Source organism: Bacillus cereus group sp. BfR-BA-01382 (assembly GCF_022663475.1).
GTDB classification, from domain to species: Bacteria; Bacillota; Bacilli; order Bacillales; family Bacillaceae_G; genus Bacillus_A; species Bacillus_A thuringiensis_S.
Genome location: NZ_JAKUFQ010000011.1, coordinates 23,558 through 44,444, shown reverse-complemented (window position 1 = coordinate 44,444; position 20,887 = coordinate 23,558). Strand labels below are relative to the sequence as shown.

The window sequence follows — 20,887 nt, the reverse complement described above, 5'->3', positions numbered from 1 at the left end:
CCCTTCTTATTTATCTTTTTTGCCATTGCGAAGTTCGGTTACGAAGTGCTTTCGTTCCCCATTCATATACAACTCTCACTACAATATTTGTAATAACAATAAGTACACTCATTGCAGCTGCTGGCGCTACATTTCCTGCATCATCCATATTTACGATTGATACGGCAGCTAGTTTAAAATCAGCTGCATATAAGAATACAACTGCTGACACAGTTACCATCGAATTTACGAAGTAGTACATCACCATTTCTAAAATTGCTGGTAAACACATTGGTACTGTTACTCTAAAGAATGTTTTATAAAACGGAATACCCATTGACTGCGAAACAAGCTCAAACTCTCGGTCTAATTTCTTTAAGGCAGTCGTTGCCGTGACAAATGTTACAGAATAAAAATGAATGATATTTACTAGTACTAACACAGCGATTGTTCCGTATAAAGAATGAAACGGATTCGTTACTGATAGTCCCAGAATTTGAATCGTTGGTTGACTAAAGAAAAAGACATATCCTAATCCGAGTACTAAACCTGGTATCGCTAACGGCACTATAGAGAAAAAGTAACCTGTTTTTCTAAAAAATTGTAGCTGGTCTATTTTCTCAATTGCATATGCGAATACAAATGTTAAAATCGCCCCAATAACTGCTGTAACTGCTGAAACAATTACGCTATTTTTAAATGCTTCAAGTCCATCTCCTGTTAAACTTGAAAAATTAAAATGCTCAAATGTAAAACTCATATTATATGGCCATACTTTCACACTTGCAGCAATACCAACTGCAACAAATAATAGAATGATCATAAGTGTAATTACACTACAATATATGAATGAGATTACATCTCTTTTCTTATTAGCTATTATTCTGTATGGTACTGCTTTTGAAGATAAGAAATTCGCCTGCTTTCTTTGCGTAATACGATCAACTACAAATGCGAATATAGCTGGGATTAATAAAATCATTCCGACAGTTGCACCCATCGGCATATTTTGCTGTCCAATTACTTGTTTGTATACGTCAGTAGCAAGCACATTATATTGCCCACCAACAATTTTTGGTGCCCCAAAATCAGTAAAACTAAGTGTAAACACAACAAACATTGCACTAATTAATCCGTACTTTACACTAGGTAAAGTAACCGTGAAAAATTGCTTTGTTTTACTCGCCCCTAACATATTAGAAGCTTCATATAATCGATAATCAGATCCTTGAAAGGCAATTAGCAATATAAGAAATGCTTGCGGAAATGTATACATAACTTCAGCTATTACAATTCCTACTGGTCCATATAAAGGGATTTGTATACCTTCAAATAACCCAAACATCCCTTTCGTTACTAGCCCTTGATTACCAAATAAATATGTAAGTGCTATACCGTGCATCATCGTTGGTGCGAACAATGGTAATAACGCTACATACTGAAATACACGCTTTCCAAAAACATTCGTACGGGCAATTGCATATGCGTAAACGAATGCGATTGCAACTGAAATAATTGTTGTTGCGCCCGAAATCCATACTGTATTTTGTAAAGACTGAACTAAAGTTGGTGTTGTGAAATATTTACTGAAATTCGCTAAACCAATGAAAACTCCATCTTTATTATAAAAAGCTTGTGTAAATATTTGTAATAGCGGCAATACAAGTATGATAAGGAAGGAAAGGATCATACCGATAATTACGAGCCTTTGGATCCATTCCTCTTTCCCAATACTTCTCTTAATCTTTTTTTTCGTACTTTCTACCTTATAGTTTTCTAACATCTCCATCTATACAATGACCTTCTTTCCATATGACAACATATGATTTTCTGAGAAAGAGATTTGAATCGGCTTTCCTTTTCTAATAGCGGTTGCTTCTACTTCTGATGCTAATATATCCACTACAATTTTCTCATTATAAAGGTGTGTGTTTTCTTCTATGACTCGCACTTCCGTCCGATATACGGATCCGCGAAATTCCATACTTTCCACAACTGTTTTAATACCTTCCTTTTGTACAATTGTTACATGTTCAGGACGAATTGCATGTTCTTCGTTATTTTTCGAAAAGAAATTAATAGAACCAATAAAATCTGCCACAAACGGATTGGCTGGTCTTTGATAAATCTCCTCTGGTGTTCCAATCTGCATAATTTCCGCATGATTCATTACAACAATTTTATCAGCCATCGTTAATGCCTCTTCTTGATCATGCGTTACCATAATCGTCGTTATTCCTATTTCCTCTTGCAAATCACGCATTTCTCTACGTAATTTTTCACGCACTTTTGCATCTAAAGCTGATAACGGCTCATCGAGTAACAAAATATCTGGAGACAGAGCGAGCGCACGTGCAAGTGCTACTCGCTGCTGTTGTCCACCAGACATTTGAGCAGGATATTTATCTTTTACATTCAGCAAATCTACAAGTTTTAACGCATCTAGCGCTTTCTCTTTCACTTCTGCTTTCCCATATTTTTTTGTCTTTAAGCCGTATTCAATATTTTCAAGTGCTGTTAAATTCGGAAATAAAGCATACGATTGGAAAACCATTCCGAAGTTTCTCTTTCCAGGAGGCAATGCTGTAATATCTTTTCCATTCACAGCTATACTGCCAGTCGTTGGTTCCTCTAGTCCCGCTAAAATGCGAAGCAACGTCGTTTTCCCACAACCACTTGGGCCTAATAAACAAACAAACTCATTTTTGTTCACAGTAAAAGAAATATCTTTTAACGCTGTAAATGCATCAAACTGTTTTTGAATGTGTTGAATTGATAAATATTCGCTCATTTTTCTCTCTCCCACTCACTTACTTTTTCGGTTCTGCTTTTTGGCCAAACTCTTTTTCCCATTTTTCTAAAATTTTGTCACGATTTTCTGCTGCCCATTTAAAGTCATTCTTTTTATATAATTTTTCAGTAACATCTTTCGGGAATCCCTCTGGAAGTTTATAGTCATTTTTAATTGTCGCAAATCCATTTTTCTCAAAGTATAACTTCATTACATCATCAGTAATTGCCCAATCTAAAAATGCTTGCGCTAATTTATCATTTTTCGCATTATCTTTCTTAATAAGTGCGTTCGCTTCTACTTCCCATCCTAATCCTTCTTTCGGCAGTACAACTTCAACTGGGGCACCTTTTTGTTTTTCTTTTAAAGCACTATAAACCATTGATACACCGACTGGATATTCACCTGCTCCTGCTAATTTTGCTGGTTTTGATCCTGAATGCGTATAACTTGCCATATTATCATGAAGTTTCTTCATGTAATCCCAGCCTTTATCTTCACCCATGATTTGTAGCCATGCAGAAACTGTTAAAAACCCTGTTCCAGATGATGCTGGATGTGGCATAACAAGTGTTCCTTTATACTCTGGTTTCGTTAAATCTTCATATGATTCTGGCATCGGTAAATTTTTCTTCTTTAATTCTTCTTTATTTACAGCAATCCCCGTCATAAATGCAGTATTTCCTACCCATTTTTCAGGTTGCTTATCATCTTTAAATTGCGGAAGAACACGATCTGTTCCTTTTGGAGAGTATCCTTTTAACATATCTTTTTTATCTAAAGCTAATAGACTTGATGCCGCAGTTCCCCATACAACATCTGCTTGTGTATTTTTCCCTTCAGCTAGCAATTTCGCAGTAATAACTCCTGTTGAATCACGTACAATGTTTAATTTCACATCAGGATATTTCTTTTTAAAGGAATCAAGATAAATTGGTACAAGCTCTTCTTCAATTGCTGTGTAAACAGTTAATGATCCAGATAATTTTTCATCTTTCACTTTCGCTCCAGCACTTTCTTCCTTCTTTGCACCACACCCCATTAATAACGAAAATACCATTCCAGTCGCTACAGCTTTAAAGATTGTTTTTTTCACTGTTTCTCTCTCCTTTTACAAATCTTATGTACAACTCAAATATAAACAACTAGTGTAAAAGCAGTATTAAACCAACATTAATCTTTTGTTTGTTGTTTGTTTTTGTGTAATACGTTGCTACTTCTATGTTTTTTCGCATTTTTCTGCTAATAGAAAACACTAAATTTACAAATAATTAAAAAAACCTTTATAATCCCACAAAAAAATGAGGCGTTTGTAAAAACGCCTCATTTTTGTTTCCCTTTTTTTGAATTACGATTAGCATACTTTGCGCTATTTTCTCCTTCATACTCTAATGCAAATTCTGCATCTGGTAAGCTTTCTTTCGGAGTTTTATTATTATTGATTGCCGCATTTTGTTTTACTTTTCTTTTTACCAATACATTCACCTGCTCTCAAGAAATCACTTTCTACTCTAGTTTGAAACAATTTAAAATAATTATTACTGGCAAGTGTTAACAAGTACATAAGAGGCGTTCGATGGAAATACTACGTATGAAGAAATCATTATAAAAAGGAGCGATGATTTTGAAGAAAAAAGAAAAGATTCAATCACCAATTTTAGACGAAACGCTCCCGCATCAAATGAATTTTCCATCTTTTAAAGGAACAGGAAAAACGATGCAACAACCTTTTGTGAATCCATATGATGTTGTAATTGGAGACAGTAAATATAATTCCGAGAACAGTCCACTTAACAATTGGAGTGATGAAGTAGATCCTGCCATTATGGCTGGTGATGAGTGGATCCATCCTACAAATGATATTGGGTGGATTTCAGAAGAAAATCAAGAGTTGCTAAAAAACGAATCAGATAATAAAAATGAAGCTTTTATGCATCCACAATTTGGCATTAACGACTAAAAAACCATTCTACCTAACATAGGTAGAATGGTTTCATACTATCCAATAATAATCCGTTCTTTCGGGTATTTATAGCGAGGTGGTTGTTCCCTTCCACCACTAGCTAAAATAAATGTTAAAATACCAACGCGTCCGATAAACATAAGCACAATGAGTACAAGCTTCCCAATAGTTGTTAAATCAGGCGTAACACCTGTTGATAGTCCTGTCGTTCCGAAAGCAGAACAAACCTCAACAATTAAGCTCATAAGCGGTACATTTTCCGTAATAGATAAAACGAATAGCGCAGTAGCACATAACAAAATCCCCATCGTCATAACGACAGATGCTTTCAGTACATCCTCTTCATGTAACTGACGTTTGAAGACTCTAACTGTTCTACCGCCCCTTGCAAAGGTGTATAGTGACAATATACTAACAGCAAATGTTGTTGTACGTATTCCGCCCCCAACCGAACTTGGAGATGCCCCTATAAACATTAATATACTCATAAATAAAAGCGTCGGTTGTGACAATTCACGTATATCCATTGTAGCCAGTCCACCACTTCGCGTCGTCACAGATTGGAATAATGTATAGAAAACTGTTTCATGCCATGACTTTCCTGCTAAAAACTGATTTCGTTCTAGTAGAAAAATCATAATTGTTCCAACGATAACGAGTGCAAAAAATGTCGTTGTCGTCAATTTTGTAAATAACGAAAAGCGGAATAGTTGCTGTCGCCTTTTACTAAAGAATTGTTTTACTTCCATTAACACCGGGAAGCCAATCGCTCCTAAAATAATAAGCAACATATGAATCATTTGCACAATATAATCTTTTTTGTACGGAATTAGTGATTGTCCAGTTAAATCAAATCCTCCGTTCGTAGTTGCACTAACAGCGGCAAAGAAACCGTGGAAATAAGCTTCTTGCCAAGTTGGAAAATAAAGTAGAAATCTTGTACCTAATAGTATTGCTCCAATAAGTTCTATCGAAATAATTACAATTAAAATAGAACGCATCAATTCTACAAGGCCTGATAAATTCCCTTGATTATGATCTGCCATAATGAGTCTTCTTCTCTGCAAACCGATTTTTTTCCCCGTTATAATCCAAACAAACGTACCAAGTGCCATAATCCCTAAGCCGCCTAATTGTAAAATAAGGGCTAACATAATAATTCCTGCCGTAGTAAATGTATCTGAAATCGTAACAACAGACAGTCCCGTAACACTTACCGCACTAACAGATGTAAAGAGGGCATCTATAAATGTCCATTTCACACCAGCCTTCGTAACAAACGGGAAACTAAGCAATATTACCGATACAACTACCGCTAATAAATAAAACAAAACGATGAGTTGTACAGGACGTAATTTTTGTAAAAACTTTTTTATATCTCTCATTCCATCACTTCGCTACCTTTTTTCTATCGATTAAATAAAGAAAAATCTTTACTTTCTTTATTTGTAAATAACTGCTCAAATAATTTGGCAAAGACCATTCCATATACAGTTCCATTACCTCCATACGGCAATGCGTAAAACAAATTATGTATCTTTTCGTCTTCTTTTAAAATGGGGAGACCATCATGAGTACCACCAAATGCGGCTGCCCAATAGTAGTCTGCCTGTATATTTTTATACTGCGGGAACAGTTCTTTTACAATATTAATAAGGATATCACGCTTATGCAATAATTTCGTATCACCGATTGTTTGAATTTGTATCGCTTCATCTAATCCGCCTACAATAATGCGGTTTCGATACGTTCGAAAATATAAGTAGGGCCGTGCCGTTTCCCAAATTAACGATCGCTCATGCCAGCCTTCAAACTGATTTATTTCATTTGTTACAATTGCATAAGAAGTTTCTACTGTTGTATTCTTTTCTTTCTTTCCAAAAAGCGCTTCATAACCTGTCGCCATAATAATATTCTTTGCTACAATTTGATTTCCTGTTTTCGTGTAACAAATTAAATCATTTTGGTGTTTTTTTATATGTATTGCCTCTGTATGTTCATATATATTAGCTCCCATTTGGTTTGCTTTATGCAAAAAACTATGCGCTAGTAAATACGGATTCACCTCAGCATCACCTTGCATATATAACGCTGCTTGTTTTGCAAAAGAATAACGTTTCTTAATATCAGCTTCTGTAAAATATTCAACTGGAAATCCATAATTCTGTAACGTATTATATTCCTCTTGTAAAAATGAGACATCCTCACTTTTACTTGCATAATATAAACTATTTCGCGGAATAAAATGGGGATCAATATCAAGAGTCGGTATAACCTCTTCCATTGTTCTTAGCGCTTCATAACAAAGCTTATATGCTCGTACCCCTTTTTCTTTACCAAATGTATGAATAAGAGAAGTTAACGATTTATCATGAAGAAATTGTAGTAAACCTGTATTAGCAGCTGTGCTACCACACGCAATTGCTCTTTTTTCAATAAGTGTAACACTCATACCAATTTTCGCTAACGAATGCGCTATATGAGCACCTGCTTCGCCACTTCCGACTACAAGTACATCACATATCATATCACTTTCTAACGGTGGATAACAAGGTACAGAAACTCCTGTATTCCAAAACAACTTACCGGTCATAAGTTTCATAATCATACTCCTAAAATATAAATTTCTCCTTTCTATGTTTTGTTATTTTCCATAAAAAAATCCAACTAACATAGGCTAGTTGGATTTTTTTATTTTTAATTAGAACGCTCTTCAAGCCAATTTCCAATCGTCGGATATGTTTGTTTTACAGCTGTTCCACCGTAAACAATAGACATATGCCCTGTCGGTAAACATACATATTGTTTATCTGTGCTAGAAATATGGTCTAGTAACGCTTCTACTTGACATGGCAAAGCGATATGATCACGTTTCCCGGAAATATTTAAGACATTCGCCTTAATATTTGCAAGGTCTACCTTTTGTCCGCGAATAACAAGTTCACCCTTAACCAGTTTATTATTTTGATAAAAATCACGAATCCACTGTCTGTATGATTCACCTGGGAACGGAATACCATCACCAACCCACTTTTGAACCAATCTCCAGCTTTCGACGAAGCGCTCATTCTCTGAACGATCTACTAAAGCAACATATGGACCAACAAAGTTCGTAATTGGTTTTAACATTTTGTTTCCGAAATCAATCATTTCTGGCGGAATATTTCCAAATGTATCAACCGCTTTATCTAAATTGAAGTATTTCTCATCTAATAAAGGACCATACAATCCTGTTTCAGAGAAATCAAAAGGACTTGTCATGAAAATTAAATTACGAATTGGCATGTGCGGATGAAGTGCTGCATAAATGGAAGTTAGCGTTCCACCCATGCAATAACCAAGTAAAGAAATCTCGTCCGCTTTTGCAGTTCGCATTACTTTTTTTACTGCTTTTGCAATATAATCAAACACGAAATCATCAAATTTCAAATGACTATCTTCTAAACCAAATGTGCCCCAATCAAGCATATACACATCAAAACCACGATCCACTAGATATTCCACTAAACTATTTCCAGGAGTTAAATCCATAATATATGGTTTATTAATAAGAGCATATATTAACAGAATTGGAACTCTTTGTGTTTTTTCTTGTTTTGGAATGTAGCGATAAAGCTTCGTCTTATTCTTCGTCCAAATAACCTCTTTCGGCGTTAATCCTACTTGCGGCTCTGGTTCACGTAATAAAATTTCACTCGCCCTTTTCACTCGGCGGTATGCTTTTCGGTACTCTTCTGGGTATAGCTCTAATTGCTTTTCCCATTCTGTTGCGAATGTAGTCATTTTCCTATCTCCTTTTTGGTCGATTTCCTTCTAAAAAAAGAAGTGCATTCCTGCTATGGATATGCACTTTTTTCTTACTTCATTACATATATAATCCGCCGTTAATGTTTAATTGCTGACCTGTGATATACGCACCGTCACGGCATAGGTATACTACACCTTTTGCAATTTCATCAGCTTGACCAAAACGTTTTTTCGGGATTTTTGCAACGATTTTTTGACGTACTTCTTCTGGTACTTCTGCTACCATTTCAGTATCAATAAATCCAGGGCAAATTGCATTTACAGTGACATTTGTTTTTGCAAGTTCTAATGCTAATGATTTTGTAAATCCTAACATACCCGCTTTTGCTGCTGAGTAGTTTGTTTGGCCAAATCCACCTGCTTGGCCAATAATAGAAGAAATGCTAATAATTCTTCCTTCTTCCGCTTCCGTTATATATGGAAGAACCGCGCTTGTCGTATTAAATACGCTACTTAAATTCACGTCAATTACGCGCTCCCAATCTTCACGATTTAACTTTTTGAATGTACGATCTCTTGTAATACCAGCATTATTAACAAGAATATCAACTTTACCAAAATGATTCACAGCTTCTTCTACAAGTCGGTTTGCATCTTCTACTTTAGAAACATCCGCTTGCACTGCATAAACGTCATGTCCATCTTTTCCTAGTTCATTTACTAAATTTTCAGCTGCTTCTTTACTGCTATTATAGTTAATAACTACTTTCGCTCCCTCTTGTGCTAATGCTACTGTAATTGCTTTTCCAATCCCTTTTGCTCCACCTGTTACGATTGCTACTTTGCCATTTAATTGAACCATTTCTTTTCCCCCTTAAATGAATTTGTGAACGATTGTTATGAATCATTTTGGTACTCATACTGTAGAGTCCCTATATAATTATGTTTCGCCGTTTACACGTGAAAGAGATTCTCCCTCTCTCTTTTACCTGTTATAAACAAGCGCTTTTATCATTTTTTATTTTCCGGCTTATTCGCAGGCTTTATCTCTTCTTTTACAGGTACTTGTAGTTTAGCTAGTACTGCATTTTGCTTTTCTAGCAATTCTAAAATTTGATCTACTTTTGTTTCAAGCGTACGAATATCTTGTTTCACTTTCGTCACATCACGCTTTAATGTAGGAGCTTGTCCTAAAGAATCTACTTTCTCCTCTAGAAACTCCTCAATGTTATCTACTTTATTTTCTAAGTTAATAACAAGCGTAGCCACTCTTGCGATATCCTCTTTCGTCGGCACATTTACTTGTTCTAAATAGTTTTTTGTCGTATCATTTAATGCTTTTTGATAAAACAAATTCAAATCTAGAACGCTGCCCATCCAAGCAGAATATTCTTCTGTTTTAATTGTTTCATTGAGCGCTTTTCCCCAAAATGTTTCGGTTTGTTCATAAGCATTTTTCCATGCTTGTAGTGGATCGAATTTTTGATCAATCACTTTACCTACACTCCCTTTTTCGTTTTTGAAACAATTCAACCTATTCACTATTTTCTAATATTCTGAATAAAACTTCAAGTCTATATTTTATTTTTTTCTATTTTCTAACAAATGTGTTGACTTTAAAAACAGATAGGTGTAAATTGCACTTATAAGCAAAAAATTCCATCTAACTGATTCATGAGGTGATGCACAATCATGCTACAAAATGAACCAGAACAACGCGAAAGTTTGGAGAACAACCAAGCGAAACAACCAAACTCCATGCCAAAAAACTTCTTAGTTCCCTTCTTACTTCTCTGTCTAAAAGACTGGAGTCTTCATGGTTACAAACTTATTCAAATGCTAATGGATATCGGCTTTTCTTCTGTTGACCAAGGTAATGTTTATAGAACACTACGCAAATTAGAAAAAGAAAACCTTATTTCTTCTACTTGGGATACAAGCGATGGAGGGCCGGCAAAAAGAATTTATTCTTTAACTGAATATGGAGAGCAATATTTAACAACATGTGCGACTTCTTTTGAACATTATCAAAATATGTTGCGAACGTTTTTCACGTTATACACCAATGCATTCTTTCCATTTTCTACTTCTCCAGAAAAGGATGAAAAGGATTCTTCATCTTCACCTGGTGGTACAGCAGAGTAATCTGCGTTCACAATATGCAAAAAAACATTTGGGGGTCAAACAATGGAAACTAAACCATACGAATTAGTCGATGCATTTTGGAAAAACTGGTCTCAATCACTTTCCCTTTTCTCTTCAGCTGGGAAACAATTAGAGCAACTTACTTTAGAAACATTAAAACAACAACAAGACGCTTTGCATAAATTAACATCAGGAGTAGATGAACTAGAAAAAGAACTACAACAACTCACTGCTCAGTTCAATAACCAATATACAGATTACGTGAAACAATTAACTGGAAACTCCTTAAATGATCAAATTAACGAGTGGCAAGACAAGTGGAAGGAACTTTCTGCTCATATGCAGCAACTTACTGTTTCTCCTACAAAAACATCTTTGTCAATCCTTACACAAACAAGCGGTCAATTTGAAGAAACAACAAAACAATTTATTGAGCAACAACAATTACAACGTGAAGAGGCTCAAAAACAGTTAGAGGGTTTTTTGGAAGAGTTCAAGTCAAAACAGTTGGAACTCGCAAAAAAGTTCGAGGAAAATTCAAAAAATCTATTTACTTCCATCAAGTAAGAAAAATGTGGGAGCTAACTGCAGCACAAACAAAACTCTTTCTTCCTCCTACTACATCAAGATGGCTAGCATTTTTCGATATGGAAAAGAAGGAGGACAAAATGAATCCATTTCAAGAAGCACAAACTGTTCCGGAGCTTCGTTATGATGAGATTCAAGTCGGTGATCAAGCATCCCTTACAAAAACAATTACGGATGAAGATGTTATCAATTTTGCAAAATTGACTGGAGATGTGAATCCTATTCATATTTTAGATTCTTTTGCAAAAACAACAATGTTTAAAGAACGTATTGCTCACGGTATGCTCGTTTCGAGTTTTATTTCTACCATCCTTGGAACGAAACTCCCAGGCAAAAATACGATTTATTTATCCCAAAATGTTTCATTCCGTGCCCCTGTCAAAATCGGTGATACACTTCGTGTTGTGGCAGAGGTTATTAAGAAGCGTGACGATAAAAAAATCATTACGTTGCAAACAAACATATATAATCAATCAGATGATATTGTCGTGGAAGGAACGGCGACAATACTAAAAAAAGAGTAGCAAATTTGCTACTCTTTTTTCTATCCAAGAACTTCTAATCGCACCGATTACTTCCGCGTATGACTACGTCATTTCCACATAAAATAACGTTACCAGTTTAGATAAGAACTTAGCTGAACTGGACTACTCATAAGGATGTGTATCAACATGGTAAAAACAAACAAATTATTAGTTCCAGGTGCAGAGCAAGCGCTTGAACAATTTAAATATGAGATTGCACAAGAATTTGGTGTAAGCTTAGGGTCTAATACAGCATCTCGTTCTAACGGTTCAGTTGGCGGTGAAGTAACAAAACGTCTTGTTGCTTTAGCACAACAACAATTACGTGGATAATAATATAACATATGGCTTAGAGGCAGATATTCTCTGCCTCTTTCTATTTTCAACATACATAATAGTGCTTTTTCACATACTAATCAAAGCAAAATGAAAGGAGCGATATGTGAAATGAAACGGATTAATATTAGCATGAGCCCTCCACGCGTTCTTACTTTATCTTTTCTTCTATTATCAGTTGTCGGCACATGCTTATTAAAACTGCCCATTGCTACGACAACGTCCATTTCATGGCTCGATGCCTTATTTACAACCGTTTCCGCTTGTACTGTTACTGGGCTTGGTGTTGTAGATACCGGAAAAATGTTTACTTTATTTGGACAATGTGTCATTTTAGCGCTTATACAAGTTGGCGGGCTTGGCATTATGAGCTTTGCTGTCTTAATTGCGATTATGCTCGGAAGAAAAATCGGTCTTCAAAACCGTATTTTATTACAACAAGCATTAAATCAAACGAATATCGGCGGCGTCATCCGTCTTGCCAAATCGTTATTTTTATTCTCTTTTACAGTCGAATGTATCGCTACTTTAATTCTTTCTTTTGAGTGGGTACCAAAATATGGGGTTACCAAAGGGATCTATTATAGTTTTTTCCATTCAATCTCAGCCTTTAACAATGCTGGTTTTTCTGTGTGGAGCGATAATTTAATGTCCCATTCTCATAGCATTCTTGTCAATTTCGTCATTTCCTCTCTCATCATTTTAGGTGGAATAGGTTTTACAGTAATCGTAGACATAAAAAGAAAGAAAAACTTTAAAAACCTTACACTACATTCAAAACTTATGCTTTCTTCTACTCTAATCGTCAACATTATTGCTACCCTTTTTATTTTTATATTCGAGTTCCATAACTCCCTTTCTATGAGAGGTTTTACCCCATTTGAAGAAGGAATAGCCTCTTATTTTCAAGCAATTTCGACGCGAACTGCCGGGTTTAATACAGTTGATATTTCTACATTGTCAAAACCTTCCCTCCTATTAATGATGCTCCTTATGTTTATTGGTGCTGGTAGCGCTTCAACGGGTGGTGGGATTAAGTTAACAACATTTTTAATCATATTTTTTGGCGTATTTAAATTTCTACAAGAACAAGAGGATATTGTCGTATTTAAAAAATCCATTAAAGATACTCTCATTGTCAAATCATTAACTATTACTATCATTTCCATTTCATTTATCTTTTTTGCTATTTTAATTTTGAGTATTACTGAGCGAGTTCCTCTATTGATGAGTGCTTTCGAAGTATTTTCAGCATTTGGGACTGTTGGCCTCAGTATGAACTTAACACCCCACTTAACTATAATCGGAAAAGCTATTATTATCTTTATGATGTTTTTTGGGAAAATGGGTCCTTTAACATTGGCTTTTTCATTTGCTCGTAAAAAGAACCGGAAAATAAAATATCCGAATGAAGATATTTTAACAGGTTGACAACCGTAGAAATTATCCATATAATGAGAATACAATAGCATATCTCCAAAGGGGAGTAGCGTCCAAGAAAATTTCTTGGAAACAAAGTCGTCATTACGTAGAACTTAGTTCTTCCGGCTTTGTTGGCATTTTCATTACATATGTCTAGCAAGACCTTTGCCTATTAACGGCAGAGGTCTTTTTTGTATTCATTTCCAGATTCTTCCAAAGTTAATAGGCAGGAGTATGGGGAAACTAAATAGTGGGGAAATTCTTCACTTATTTAGAACTTATAGAAATGAGAGGAGAATGTACATGGATGTATCATTATTATTGGAGTATGGTTGGGTATTACTCATCCTAATTGCACTTGAAGGAATTTTAGCGGCTGATAACGCTCTTGTTCTTGCAATTATGGTAAAACATTTACCAGAAGAAAAACGAAAGAAAGCACTATTTTATGGATTAGCGGGGGCATTTGTTTTCCGATTCGGATCGTTATTTATGATTTCGTTCTTAGTCGATGTATGGCAAGTGCAAGCAATCGGTGCCATCTACCTTATGTTTATCGCTGGTAATCACTTATTTAAAACGTATGTTAAAAAGAATACGGATGAAGAAACTGAAGAAAAAGAAGCAAAGAAAAAACAAGAGAACTTTTGGTGGACTGTATTTAAAGTTGAGGTTGCTGATATCGCCTTCGCAGTTGATTCAATTTTAGCTGCTGTTGCACTAGCAATGACTTTACCAAAAACAGGATTAGGTACAATTGGTAGTCTTGATACTGGGCAATTCGTTGTTATCTTTGTGGGTGGACTTATCGGATTAATCATTATGCGATTTGCAGCAACTGCTTTCGTACAAATCTTAAAACGTAAACCAGGACTTGAAACTGCAGCATTCTTAATTGTAGGTTGGGTTGGTGTAAAGCTAGCAGTTTATACATTAGCACACCCTGCATTAAATGTAATTCCACATTCATTCCCAGAATCCACTCCGTGGAAGCTTACATTCTGGATTGTATTAGTCGGAATCGCAGTTGGTGGTTGGTTCTTCTCAAAAGAAGTAGAAGTAAAAGTAGAAAAGAATTTAGACGAAAAAGCGCTGTAATTACAGCGCTTTTTCTTTTTGCTTTCTTCCTCTCAATATCCAGAAAAAATTCCATTATACTATCTTTTGTAAACGTTTTCTAAATATATGTATGTCCTTTTTGTGAAACATTGCACAAACTTATTGAAAGTGAGAACAATTCCATGTACTTTATTCATATAAGGAGTATTTATAGAAGATTTACTAAAGGAGCGTATTACTCATGCTAGAACAAGGACTAGATTATGTTGTCAAACTGGCTAAAAGCAAAAAGAAAATGCTAGATACAAACCCAATGCAATATTTCATTCGTGCTGCACTTGCGGGTATTTATATCGGTTTTATTATTGTACTATGTTTTAAATTAGGTAATTTTTTTCACATTGCGGATTCACCAGCAACTTATTTAGCTGCTTCTATGTTTTTCGGGATTGCTCTCGTACTTATTATATATGGCGGTGCTGAATTGTTTACTGGAAACACAATGTACTTTACTGTAGCAACTTTAAGAAAGGAAACAACGATTTCTGATACACTGCGTAACTGGGTTGCTTGTTACGCAGGTAACTTAGGTGGCGCGTTATTCTTTGCCTTACTATTTTACGCAACTGGAATTTTTGAAGCAATTGATCACGGTCACTTAATGAGTAAAGTCGTTGAAGGAAAGATGAACACACCTACAATGCAGTTATTCTTTAAAGCCATTTTATGTAACTGGCTCGTATGTCTTGCTTGCTTCTTACCTTCTCAGGTCAAAGGTGACACAGCAAAAATAATGGTCATGATGCTACTTGTTTTCACATTCTTCTTATCTGGTTACGAACATAGTATTGCAAACTTATCACTCTTTGCTTTATCTTTAGTTTCACCGCATCCTGAGACAATTTCTTTTTCAGGTGCTATTCATAACTTAATTCCTGTTACAATCGGTAACATTATTGGCGGATCAGTATTTGTCGGTATGGTATACCACTACTTAACTAAGAAAACACCTGACGTTCAACAGGAAGAAACTGAAATCGCAGCAGCTCAACAAGAAGAGATTATTCCTTTACAAGCACATATGAAACATTAAAAACTCCAAAGTTTTACTTTGGAGTTTTTAGCTTCCCACATATTTAACAACAAGGTAAGGATTAATTTCTCCTTCTTCCTTTCCCTTATCCAATCTTTGTTTCATCTTATGCATACCGATGATATCATTCGTATGAAGGTGAATTTCATTTACATATAACCCTTCTGTACAAAAGGCTTCTACAAAATCTAGTCCACTTTTTTCTCCCCATCCCATATTAAAATCAAGGGAAAGAATATTCACACCATAATCCCGAACCATTTGTAAGGTACATTCTACTGTAGTTGCCGGCACATACCCGAACGGACAACTTCTTTGATCATCCATATATACGTTCATTTTCTATTCCCTCTCTACTTTGAATATGCGACCAATACATAACATATTGCCCCAAGGCTAATAAAAGGACCAAATGGAATGGGCTTTCGTACTTCTATACGCTTTAATACGATCCCAATCCCGAAAAAACAAAGACTAAAACAAGATGCTAAAAATAAAATGATAAAAACTCCCTTCACTCCTACTATAAACCCAAGCAACGAAAGTAGTTTTATATCTCCACCGCCAAGCCCTTCTGGATATATCTTTTGCATGCAATATAACAAAATGAATATAACACCACTACCAACTATACTATCTGTCCAAGTAACTAATTGTACAAAAACACTTTCGAGAATGAGTAAAACGGCAAATGAAATTAAAATACAATCAGGAATTAACATATATAAGTAATCTGTAAGTGAAATAATAAGAAGTAGCGAAAAAAGGGATAAAATGATAATAAGCTCTCGTTCTATTCCAATCATATACACGGTAAGAAGAAATATACTTCCTGTTATACATTCAAATGCTACATACATAATCGGAATTTGCCTCTTACAATTCGTACAACAGCCTCTTTGTATATAAAATGAAATGATGGGGATTAGTTCTTTTGGCCTTAGCACATATTTACAATAATGACAATGTGAACGCGGGGTAATGATAGACTCCCCTAATGGAACCCTCATCGCAACTAACATAAAAAATGAACCAAACACCATCCCTGCTAACAGTGCATATAAATAAGTGAACATCCCTTCCTCTCCTTTCCCAAAAAACATAGCAAAAAAAGGAGAGAACTTCTACTTCATATTATCCATTATTCTACTAAAAAAGCAGGCCATTTTCTGGCCTGCTTTCCCCTCTTTTATACGATGAAATATATTGCTTTTAATGGTCCATGTACTCCGACAACAAGATTCATCTCAATGTCAGCCGAGTTACTTGGTCCTGTAATAAAGTTAATACAAGATGCCGCTGTCTCGCCATCTTCTACACGTGAGTTCATATCCTGAACTGCTTGTGTAATACGAGGCACAAGTGTTTCACGTGGAATAATAGCTAAATATACAGTTGGTAAAAAATGTAAAGAACGTCCTTGTCCTTTATGACTTTGTACAACAATTGTACCAGATTCAGCTAATGTATAATCACTAAATGCAATACCAATATTCGCTTTTTCAGCTAAACGCATATTTCCGTCTTTTCTCTCTGGATCCCATACGTTTACTTCAACGTCTCGCTTTGGAAGTTCTTCTTTAAATAAAGATGTTAAACCATATGCATCAAAACGCTCATCCGCTGATAATAAAATAGGTCCTCCGCCGTTTTCCATGATTACTTGTTGAAGGTCTTCACGTAAACGTTCATTTGTCGTTTCTACTACAGTTGTATGAATGTTTGTACATTGATTTTTAAACACTTCTAGTAATTCTTCTTGTGAATAATCTTTTAACGTTTCTATATTCACATTACTTTTCCATACTGGACGCTCTACACCTTCTGTTTTACGCGCGCGCCCAAGTTCTTTTGCAATGTTATCTAGAAAGGCATCACGGTTTTGAATTAATCCTGTCATTATTTATCCCCGCCTTTCTTATGATCTTTATACCAATCACGGAATCGTTCTTTTCTTGGAGCTGGGAATTCACGAATATCCGTCCAGTTTTTAAGTGGCCCAATACCTTTTGATACACGATTACCAGATGTAAATGGACTCATTGCCGCTGGTGCCATTTTTGAACCCATTTTATATAAAGCAGCTGAAGAAGCACCCATACTAAACATTTTCATCGCTAGTTTTTCTGCAAGTGGTGCACGACCTTCTTGCTCAACGATGACTTGACGATGTTTTAATAATAAATCATGCAATGGAATTTTTACTGGACAAGCTTCTGTACATGCTCCGCATAAACTAGATGCATAAGGAAGCTCTTTATAATCATCATATCCACCTAGAAGCGGTGTTAATACCGCGCCGATTGGTCCTGAATAAATCGATCCATATGAATGTCCACCAACGTGACGATATACAGGACATACGTTAACACAAGCAGCGCAACGAATACATTGTAATACTGAACGGAATTCAGATCCAAGAATTTGAGAGCGACCATTATCAACAACAACTAAATGGAATTCTTCAGGTCCATCAACTTCCTCTTCTTGAATTGGTCCTGCTACTGTTACATAACTTGTTAATTTTTGACCTACTGCACTACGACATAGTAAACCAACTAAAACATCTAATTCTTCCATTGTCGGAACCATACGTTCCATACCCATTACTGCAATTTGTGTTTTCGGAATTGACATAACAAGATCTGCATTACCTTCATTCGTTACTAAACAAAGGGAGCCCGTATTTGCAACAGCAAAGTTACAACCAGTTACACCAATTTCTGCATCCATAAATTTCTCACGAAGTTGTTTACGAACAAACTTTGTCATTTCATACGGGTCATCAGAATTTTCATAGCCTAGCTTTTCTTTAAATACATCGCGAATTTGCGTTCTATTTTTATGAAGTGCAGGTGCAATAATATGTGAAGGTGGATCGTTATCTACTTGCAAGATATACTCTCCTAAATCACTCTCTAACACTTCACAGCCAATCTCTTCAAGCGCATGGTTCATACTGATTTCTTCTGTTACCATCGACTTTGATTTTACTACTTTTTTCGCTTGTTTCTTTTTGGCGACGTCTTGAATATACTTTGCTGCTTCCTCTTTCGTCTTCGCAAAGTACACGTGTCCGCCTCTTTTTGATACATTTTCACTTAACTGCATTAAGTAATAATCAAGATTTTCTAACGTATGTTGACGGATTTGTTCACCTAGTTCACGCCACTCTTCCCAGTTTCCTAATTCATCTGCGGCTTTTAAGCGATTCGTATATAAGCGCGTTTGTGCCGAAGATACTGCTCCGCGCATAAACGAATCTTGAATTCCATCACCAACGCGATCATTAAATTTTTTCTCACTGATTTTCATAGACATAGCTTATGTTCCCCCTTCATGAGCGACTATTCAGTACCTCAGCAATATGCATTACTTTTACTTCTTTTCCTAAACGCTCAATACGTCCGCCAATGTTTAACAAACACCCACAATCTGCACCGATTAAATAATCTGCACCTGTTTCCATTACACTATCTACTTTTTCATCTACCATTTGCTCAGAGATTGGAGTCATCTTAACTGAAAACGTTCCCCCAAACCCACAACAATTTTGCACGTTTGGCAAATCTCTCACAGTTAATCCTTTTACATTTGATAATAAAATCCCTGGTGCTTCTTTTACTCCGAGCATACGTGTCATATGACATGATTTATGAATAGTAGCTATCCCTGATAAACTTGCACCAACATCTGTAACTTTTAAAACATCTACAATAAACTGTGTAAATTCATAAGTTTTATCAGCAACTTTTTGTGCACGTTTAGCCCACTTTGGATCATCTTTGAAAACATGCGGATACTCATGAAACATTGTCGCACACGAGCCAGATGGTGTAACAATATATTCTGCATCTTCAAAAGTTTCAATCATATGTTTCATCGCTTCTTTTGCTGCTTCTACATGGCCGCTATTATAAGCAGGCTGACCACAACAAACTTGTGCTTCTGGAAATTCAATTTCACAACCTAAACGCTCCAACACTTCAACTGTTGCTTTACCGACATTTGTTTCAAACATATCGACTAAACAAGTAACAAATAAAGTAACTTTCATAACTATTACTCCCCCTTTTTACAACTTCGCCAATAAACATATGGTCATCAGATGACTGAGTAGAGAAGAAATAGGCTCAACCATGGCCTATCCTCTCCCTCTCCTAAAGAAAACGCTTACTTAATCTTTCTCTATTTTATCAGAAAATTAAATTTTTAAAAGATTAAATTACGAATTTATATCGTTTTTACCTGTGACAATATGTTCTACATTTGTTAAATGATCTAGCATTGCTTTCTGCGCTAATTCTACATCTTGTTTTAACACCGCATCATATATAACTTGATGCTCTTCTATAAGTCGTTCTGATGTCGTTTGTTCACCATATAAAATAATGCGTCTTGATTCACCAATTGTTTCAGCAATCATCTCTGAAACATGATTCATGAGTTCAAGCAAAATGTTATTATGCGAAGACTCTGCAATTCCCATATGAAATTGAAAATCAGCTTTTTCGCCAGCCTTTTCATCTCCAATGCTCTTTGCCATTTCATCTAACCAATGTTTCATATTTTGTAAATTATCTTCCGTACGTTTTGCCGCCGCTACTCGAACTGCCCCCACTTCAAGCACCTTTCGTACTTCTAATAAATTCAAAATATCTTCTTTCTTCATTAATAATCTATTGTTTAATGATTTTGTTAATGAAGAAGAATCGAAGTTCTTCACATATGTACCTTCTCCTTGTTTCATCTCAATTAAGCCCATCGCTCTTAGCGCACTTAGCGCTTCACGAACAGCAGATCTGCCAACTTGAAACTGCTCAGCTAATTGATGCACAGGGAGTAGTTTGTCACCAGGTTTTAACGTACCATTTTTAATCATTGTTAAAATAGCTTCAGATACTTCTTCGTAAATTTTTTTCGGTTTAATAGATTTGTACTCCAGTTAAATCACCTCAGTATCTTCCAAACAACAATTGAAACGATTTATAAGAACTTTGCATCATAACTATTTTAGACCGAATTGATAAGAAGTACAAATGTTTTGTTCATAAAATAGTCAAATTTCCGATATTTATTACATATTAATTTATATTTTTACGTATAAAGTGAAACTTTAATCAGTAGTTTTTTTTTTCATCCCCCCACCTAAATTCTTTGCTTCCGCTGAATTTTGAGGTGGGGGGCTTACTGCCCGGCAAATAGCGAGATAAATATTCCCTTCAATATAAAGAACATGT

Annotated in this window: 23 protein-coding genes and 1 riboswitch; of the genes, 8 read left to right on the top strand and 15 right to left on the bottom strand. The window is 35.6% G+C overall.

Going from position 1 to position 20,887, the window contains the following annotated elements; translation table 11 throughout:
- Positions 1-10: 10 nt before the first annotated feature.
- The 4 genes from MR160_RS07370 to MR160_RS07355 all read right to left on the bottom strand — a co-directional run bounded on the left by MR160_RS07370 (position 11) and on the right by MR160_RS07355 (position 4,246).
- Positions 11-1,768, bottom strand: coding sequence for a putative 2-aminoethylphosphonate ABC transporter permease subunit (locus MR160_RS07370; protein WP_000425527.1), 1,758 nt, complete (start codon positions 1,766-1,768; stop codon positions 11-13).
- Positions 1,769-2,770, bottom strand: a complete 1,002-nt coding sequence (locus MR160_RS07365) for a putative 2-aminoethylphosphonate ABC transporter ATP-binding protein (protein ID WP_000006195.1) — start codon at positions 2,768-2,770, stop codon at positions 1,769-1,771.
- A 19-nt stretch (positions 2,771-2,789) separates the two neighbouring features.
- Complete coding sequence (locus MR160_RS07360) at positions 2,790-3,866, bottom strand: putative 2-aminoethylphosphonate ABC transporter substrate-binding protein (protein WP_000750915.1); 1,077 nt, start codon at positions 3,864-3,866, stop codon at positions 2,790-2,792.
- A gap of 227 nt (positions 3,867-4,093) precedes the next feature.
- Positions 4,094-4,246, bottom strand: coding sequence for a hypothetical protein (locus MR160_RS07355; RefSeq protein ID WP_000240799.1), 153 nt, complete (start codon positions 4,244-4,246; stop codon positions 4,094-4,096).
- Positions 4,247-4,394: 148 nt separating this feature from the next.
- Here MR160_RS07355 and MR160_RS07350 point away from each other — a divergent pair, with 148 nt between their 5' ends.
- Positions 4,395-4,730, top strand: a complete 336-nt coding sequence (locus tag MR160_RS07350) for a DUF3905 domain-containing protein (RefSeq protein WP_000726020.1) — start codon at positions 4,395-4,397, stop codon at positions 4,728-4,730.
- A gap of 38 nt (positions 4,731-4,768) precedes the next feature.
- Here the strand turns inward: MR160_RS07350 and MR160_RS07345 are convergent, their stop codons facing one another.
- From MR160_RS07345 to phaR, 5 genes are all read right to left on the bottom strand, one after another.
- Positions 4,769-6,118, bottom strand: coding sequence for a TrkH family potassium uptake protein (locus MR160_RS07345; RefSeq protein ID WP_001204689.1), 1,350 nt, complete (start codon positions 6,116-6,118; stop codon positions 4,769-4,771).
- 23 nt (positions 6,119-6,141) lie between these two features.
- Positions 6,142-7,335 carry an NAD(P)/FAD-dependent oxidoreductase gene (locus tag MR160_RS07340; protein ID WP_000772567.1) on the bottom strand — a complete coding sequence of 398 codons (1,194 nt, stop codon included), beginning with the start codon at positions 7,333-7,335 and terminating at the stop codon, positions 6,142-6,144.
- Positions 7,336-7,430: 95 nt separating this feature from the next.
- A complete protein-coding gene (phaC, locus tag MR160_RS07335; RefSeq protein ID WP_000206331.1) occupies positions 7,431-8,516 on the bottom strand; it encodes a class III poly(R)-hydroxyalkanoic acid synthase subunit PhaC in 1,086 nt (361 codons plus the stop codon).
- Positions 8,517-8,598: 82 nt separating this feature from the next.
- On the bottom strand, positions 8,599-9,342 hold the full coding sequence (locus tag MR160_RS07330; RefSeq protein ID WP_000250407.1) for an acetoacetyl-CoA reductase: 744 nt from the start codon (positions 9,340-9,342) through the stop codon (positions 8,599-8,601).
- A gap of 149 nt (positions 9,343-9,491) precedes the next feature.
- On the bottom strand, positions 9,492-9,974 hold the full coding sequence (gene phaR / locus MR160_RS07325; RefSeq protein WP_000566941.1) for a polyhydroxyalkanoic acid synthase subunit PhaR: 483 nt from the start codon (positions 9,972-9,974) through the stop codon (positions 9,492-9,494).
- Positions 9,975-10,172: 198 nt separating this feature from the next.
- Here phaR and phaQ point away from each other — a divergent pair, with 198 nt between their 5' ends.
- From phaQ to MR160_RS07290, 7 genes are all read left to right on the top strand, one after another.
- Complete coding sequence (phaQ, locus tag MR160_RS07320) at positions 10,173-10,625, top strand: poly-beta-hydroxybutyrate-responsive repressor (RefSeq protein ID WP_000939954.1); 453 nt, start codon at positions 10,173-10,175, stop codon at positions 10,623-10,625.
- 42 nt (positions 10,626-10,667) lie between these two features.
- Entirely contained in the window at positions 10,668-11,192 is a 525-nt protein-coding gene (gene phaP / locus MR160_RS07315) for a polyhydroxyalkanoic acid inclusion protein PhaP (RefSeq protein WP_000448596.1), read from the top strand.
- 101 nt (positions 11,193-11,293) lie between these two features.
- On the top strand, positions 11,294-11,737 hold the full coding sequence (locus MR160_RS07310) for a MaoC family dehydratase (RefSeq protein WP_001067916.1): 444 nt from the start codon (positions 11,294-11,296) through the stop codon (positions 11,735-11,737).
- Positions 11,738-11,884: 147 nt separating this feature from the next.
- Positions 11,885-12,070: an alpha/beta-type small acid-soluble spore protein gene (locus MR160_RS07305; RefSeq protein ID WP_000241212.1), complete on the top strand. Its 186-nt coding sequence runs from the start codon at positions 11,885-11,887 to the stop codon at positions 12,068-12,070.
- A gap of 114 nt (positions 12,071-12,184) precedes the next feature.
- Positions 12,185-13,504 (top strand): TrkH family potassium uptake protein, encoded by a 1,320-nt coding sequence (locus tag MR160_RS07300; RefSeq protein WP_000822358.1) that lies wholly within the window; start codon positions 12,185-12,187, stop codon positions 13,502-13,504.
- A 38-nt stretch (positions 13,505-13,542) separates the two neighbouring features.
- Positions 13,543-13,716, top strand: a riboswitch (yybP-ykoY riboswitch).
- A gap of 82 nt (positions 13,717-13,798) precedes the next feature.
- Positions 13,799-14,593, top strand: coding sequence for a TerC family protein (locus tag MR160_RS07295; RefSeq protein WP_000383326.1), 795 nt, complete (start codon positions 13,799-13,801; stop codon positions 14,591-14,593).
- 202 nt (positions 14,594-14,795) lie between these two features.
- Positions 14,796-15,647 carry a formate/nitrite transporter family protein gene (locus tag MR160_RS07290; protein ID WP_000893035.1) on the top strand — a complete coding sequence of 284 codons (852 nt, stop codon included), beginning with the start codon at positions 14,796-14,798 and terminating at the stop codon, positions 15,645-15,647.
- A gap of 27 nt (positions 15,648-15,674) precedes the next feature.
- Here the strand turns inward: MR160_RS07290 and MR160_RS07285 are convergent, their stop codons facing one another.
- From MR160_RS07285 to MR160_RS07260, 6 genes are all read right to left on the bottom strand, one after another.
- Entirely contained in the window at positions 15,675-15,986 is a 312-nt protein-coding gene (locus MR160_RS07285) for a cyclic-phosphate processing receiver domain-containing protein (protein WP_001103767.1), read from the bottom strand.
- Between the two features lie 14 nt (positions 15,987-16,000).
- Entirely contained in the window at positions 16,001-16,723 is a 723-nt protein-coding gene (locus MR160_RS07280) for a prepilin peptidase (RefSeq protein WP_000495721.1), read from the bottom strand.
- Positions 16,724-16,836: 113 nt separating this feature from the next.
- The gene (locus tag MR160_RS07275; protein WP_000147194.1) at positions 16,837-17,547 is read right to left on the bottom strand and encodes a LutC/YkgG family protein; all 711 of its coding nucleotides are present in this window, start codon (positions 17,545-17,547) and stop codon (positions 16,837-16,839) included.
- Positions 17,547-18,968 (bottom strand): LutB/LldF family L-lactate oxidation iron-sulfur protein, encoded by a 1,422-nt coding sequence (locus tag MR160_RS07270; RefSeq protein ID WP_242297180.1) that lies wholly within the window; start codon positions 18,966-18,968, stop codon positions 17,547-17,549. Before MR160_RS07270 ends, MR160_RS07275 begins: the two co-directional genes overlap by 1 nt.
- A gap of 16 nt (positions 18,969-18,984) precedes the next feature.
- Positions 18,985-19,704, bottom strand: a complete 720-nt coding sequence (locus tag MR160_RS07265; RefSeq protein WP_000869152.1) for a (Fe-S)-binding protein — start codon at positions 19,702-19,704, stop codon at positions 18,985-18,987.
- A 168-nt stretch (positions 19,705-19,872) separates the two neighbouring features.
- Positions 19,873-20,562 carry a FadR/GntR family transcriptional regulator gene (locus MR160_RS07260; protein ID WP_254894088.1) on the bottom strand — a complete coding sequence of 230 codons (690 nt, stop codon included), beginning with the start codon at positions 20,560-20,562 and terminating at the stop codon, positions 19,873-19,875.
- Positions 20,563-20,887: the final 325 nt, after the last annotated feature.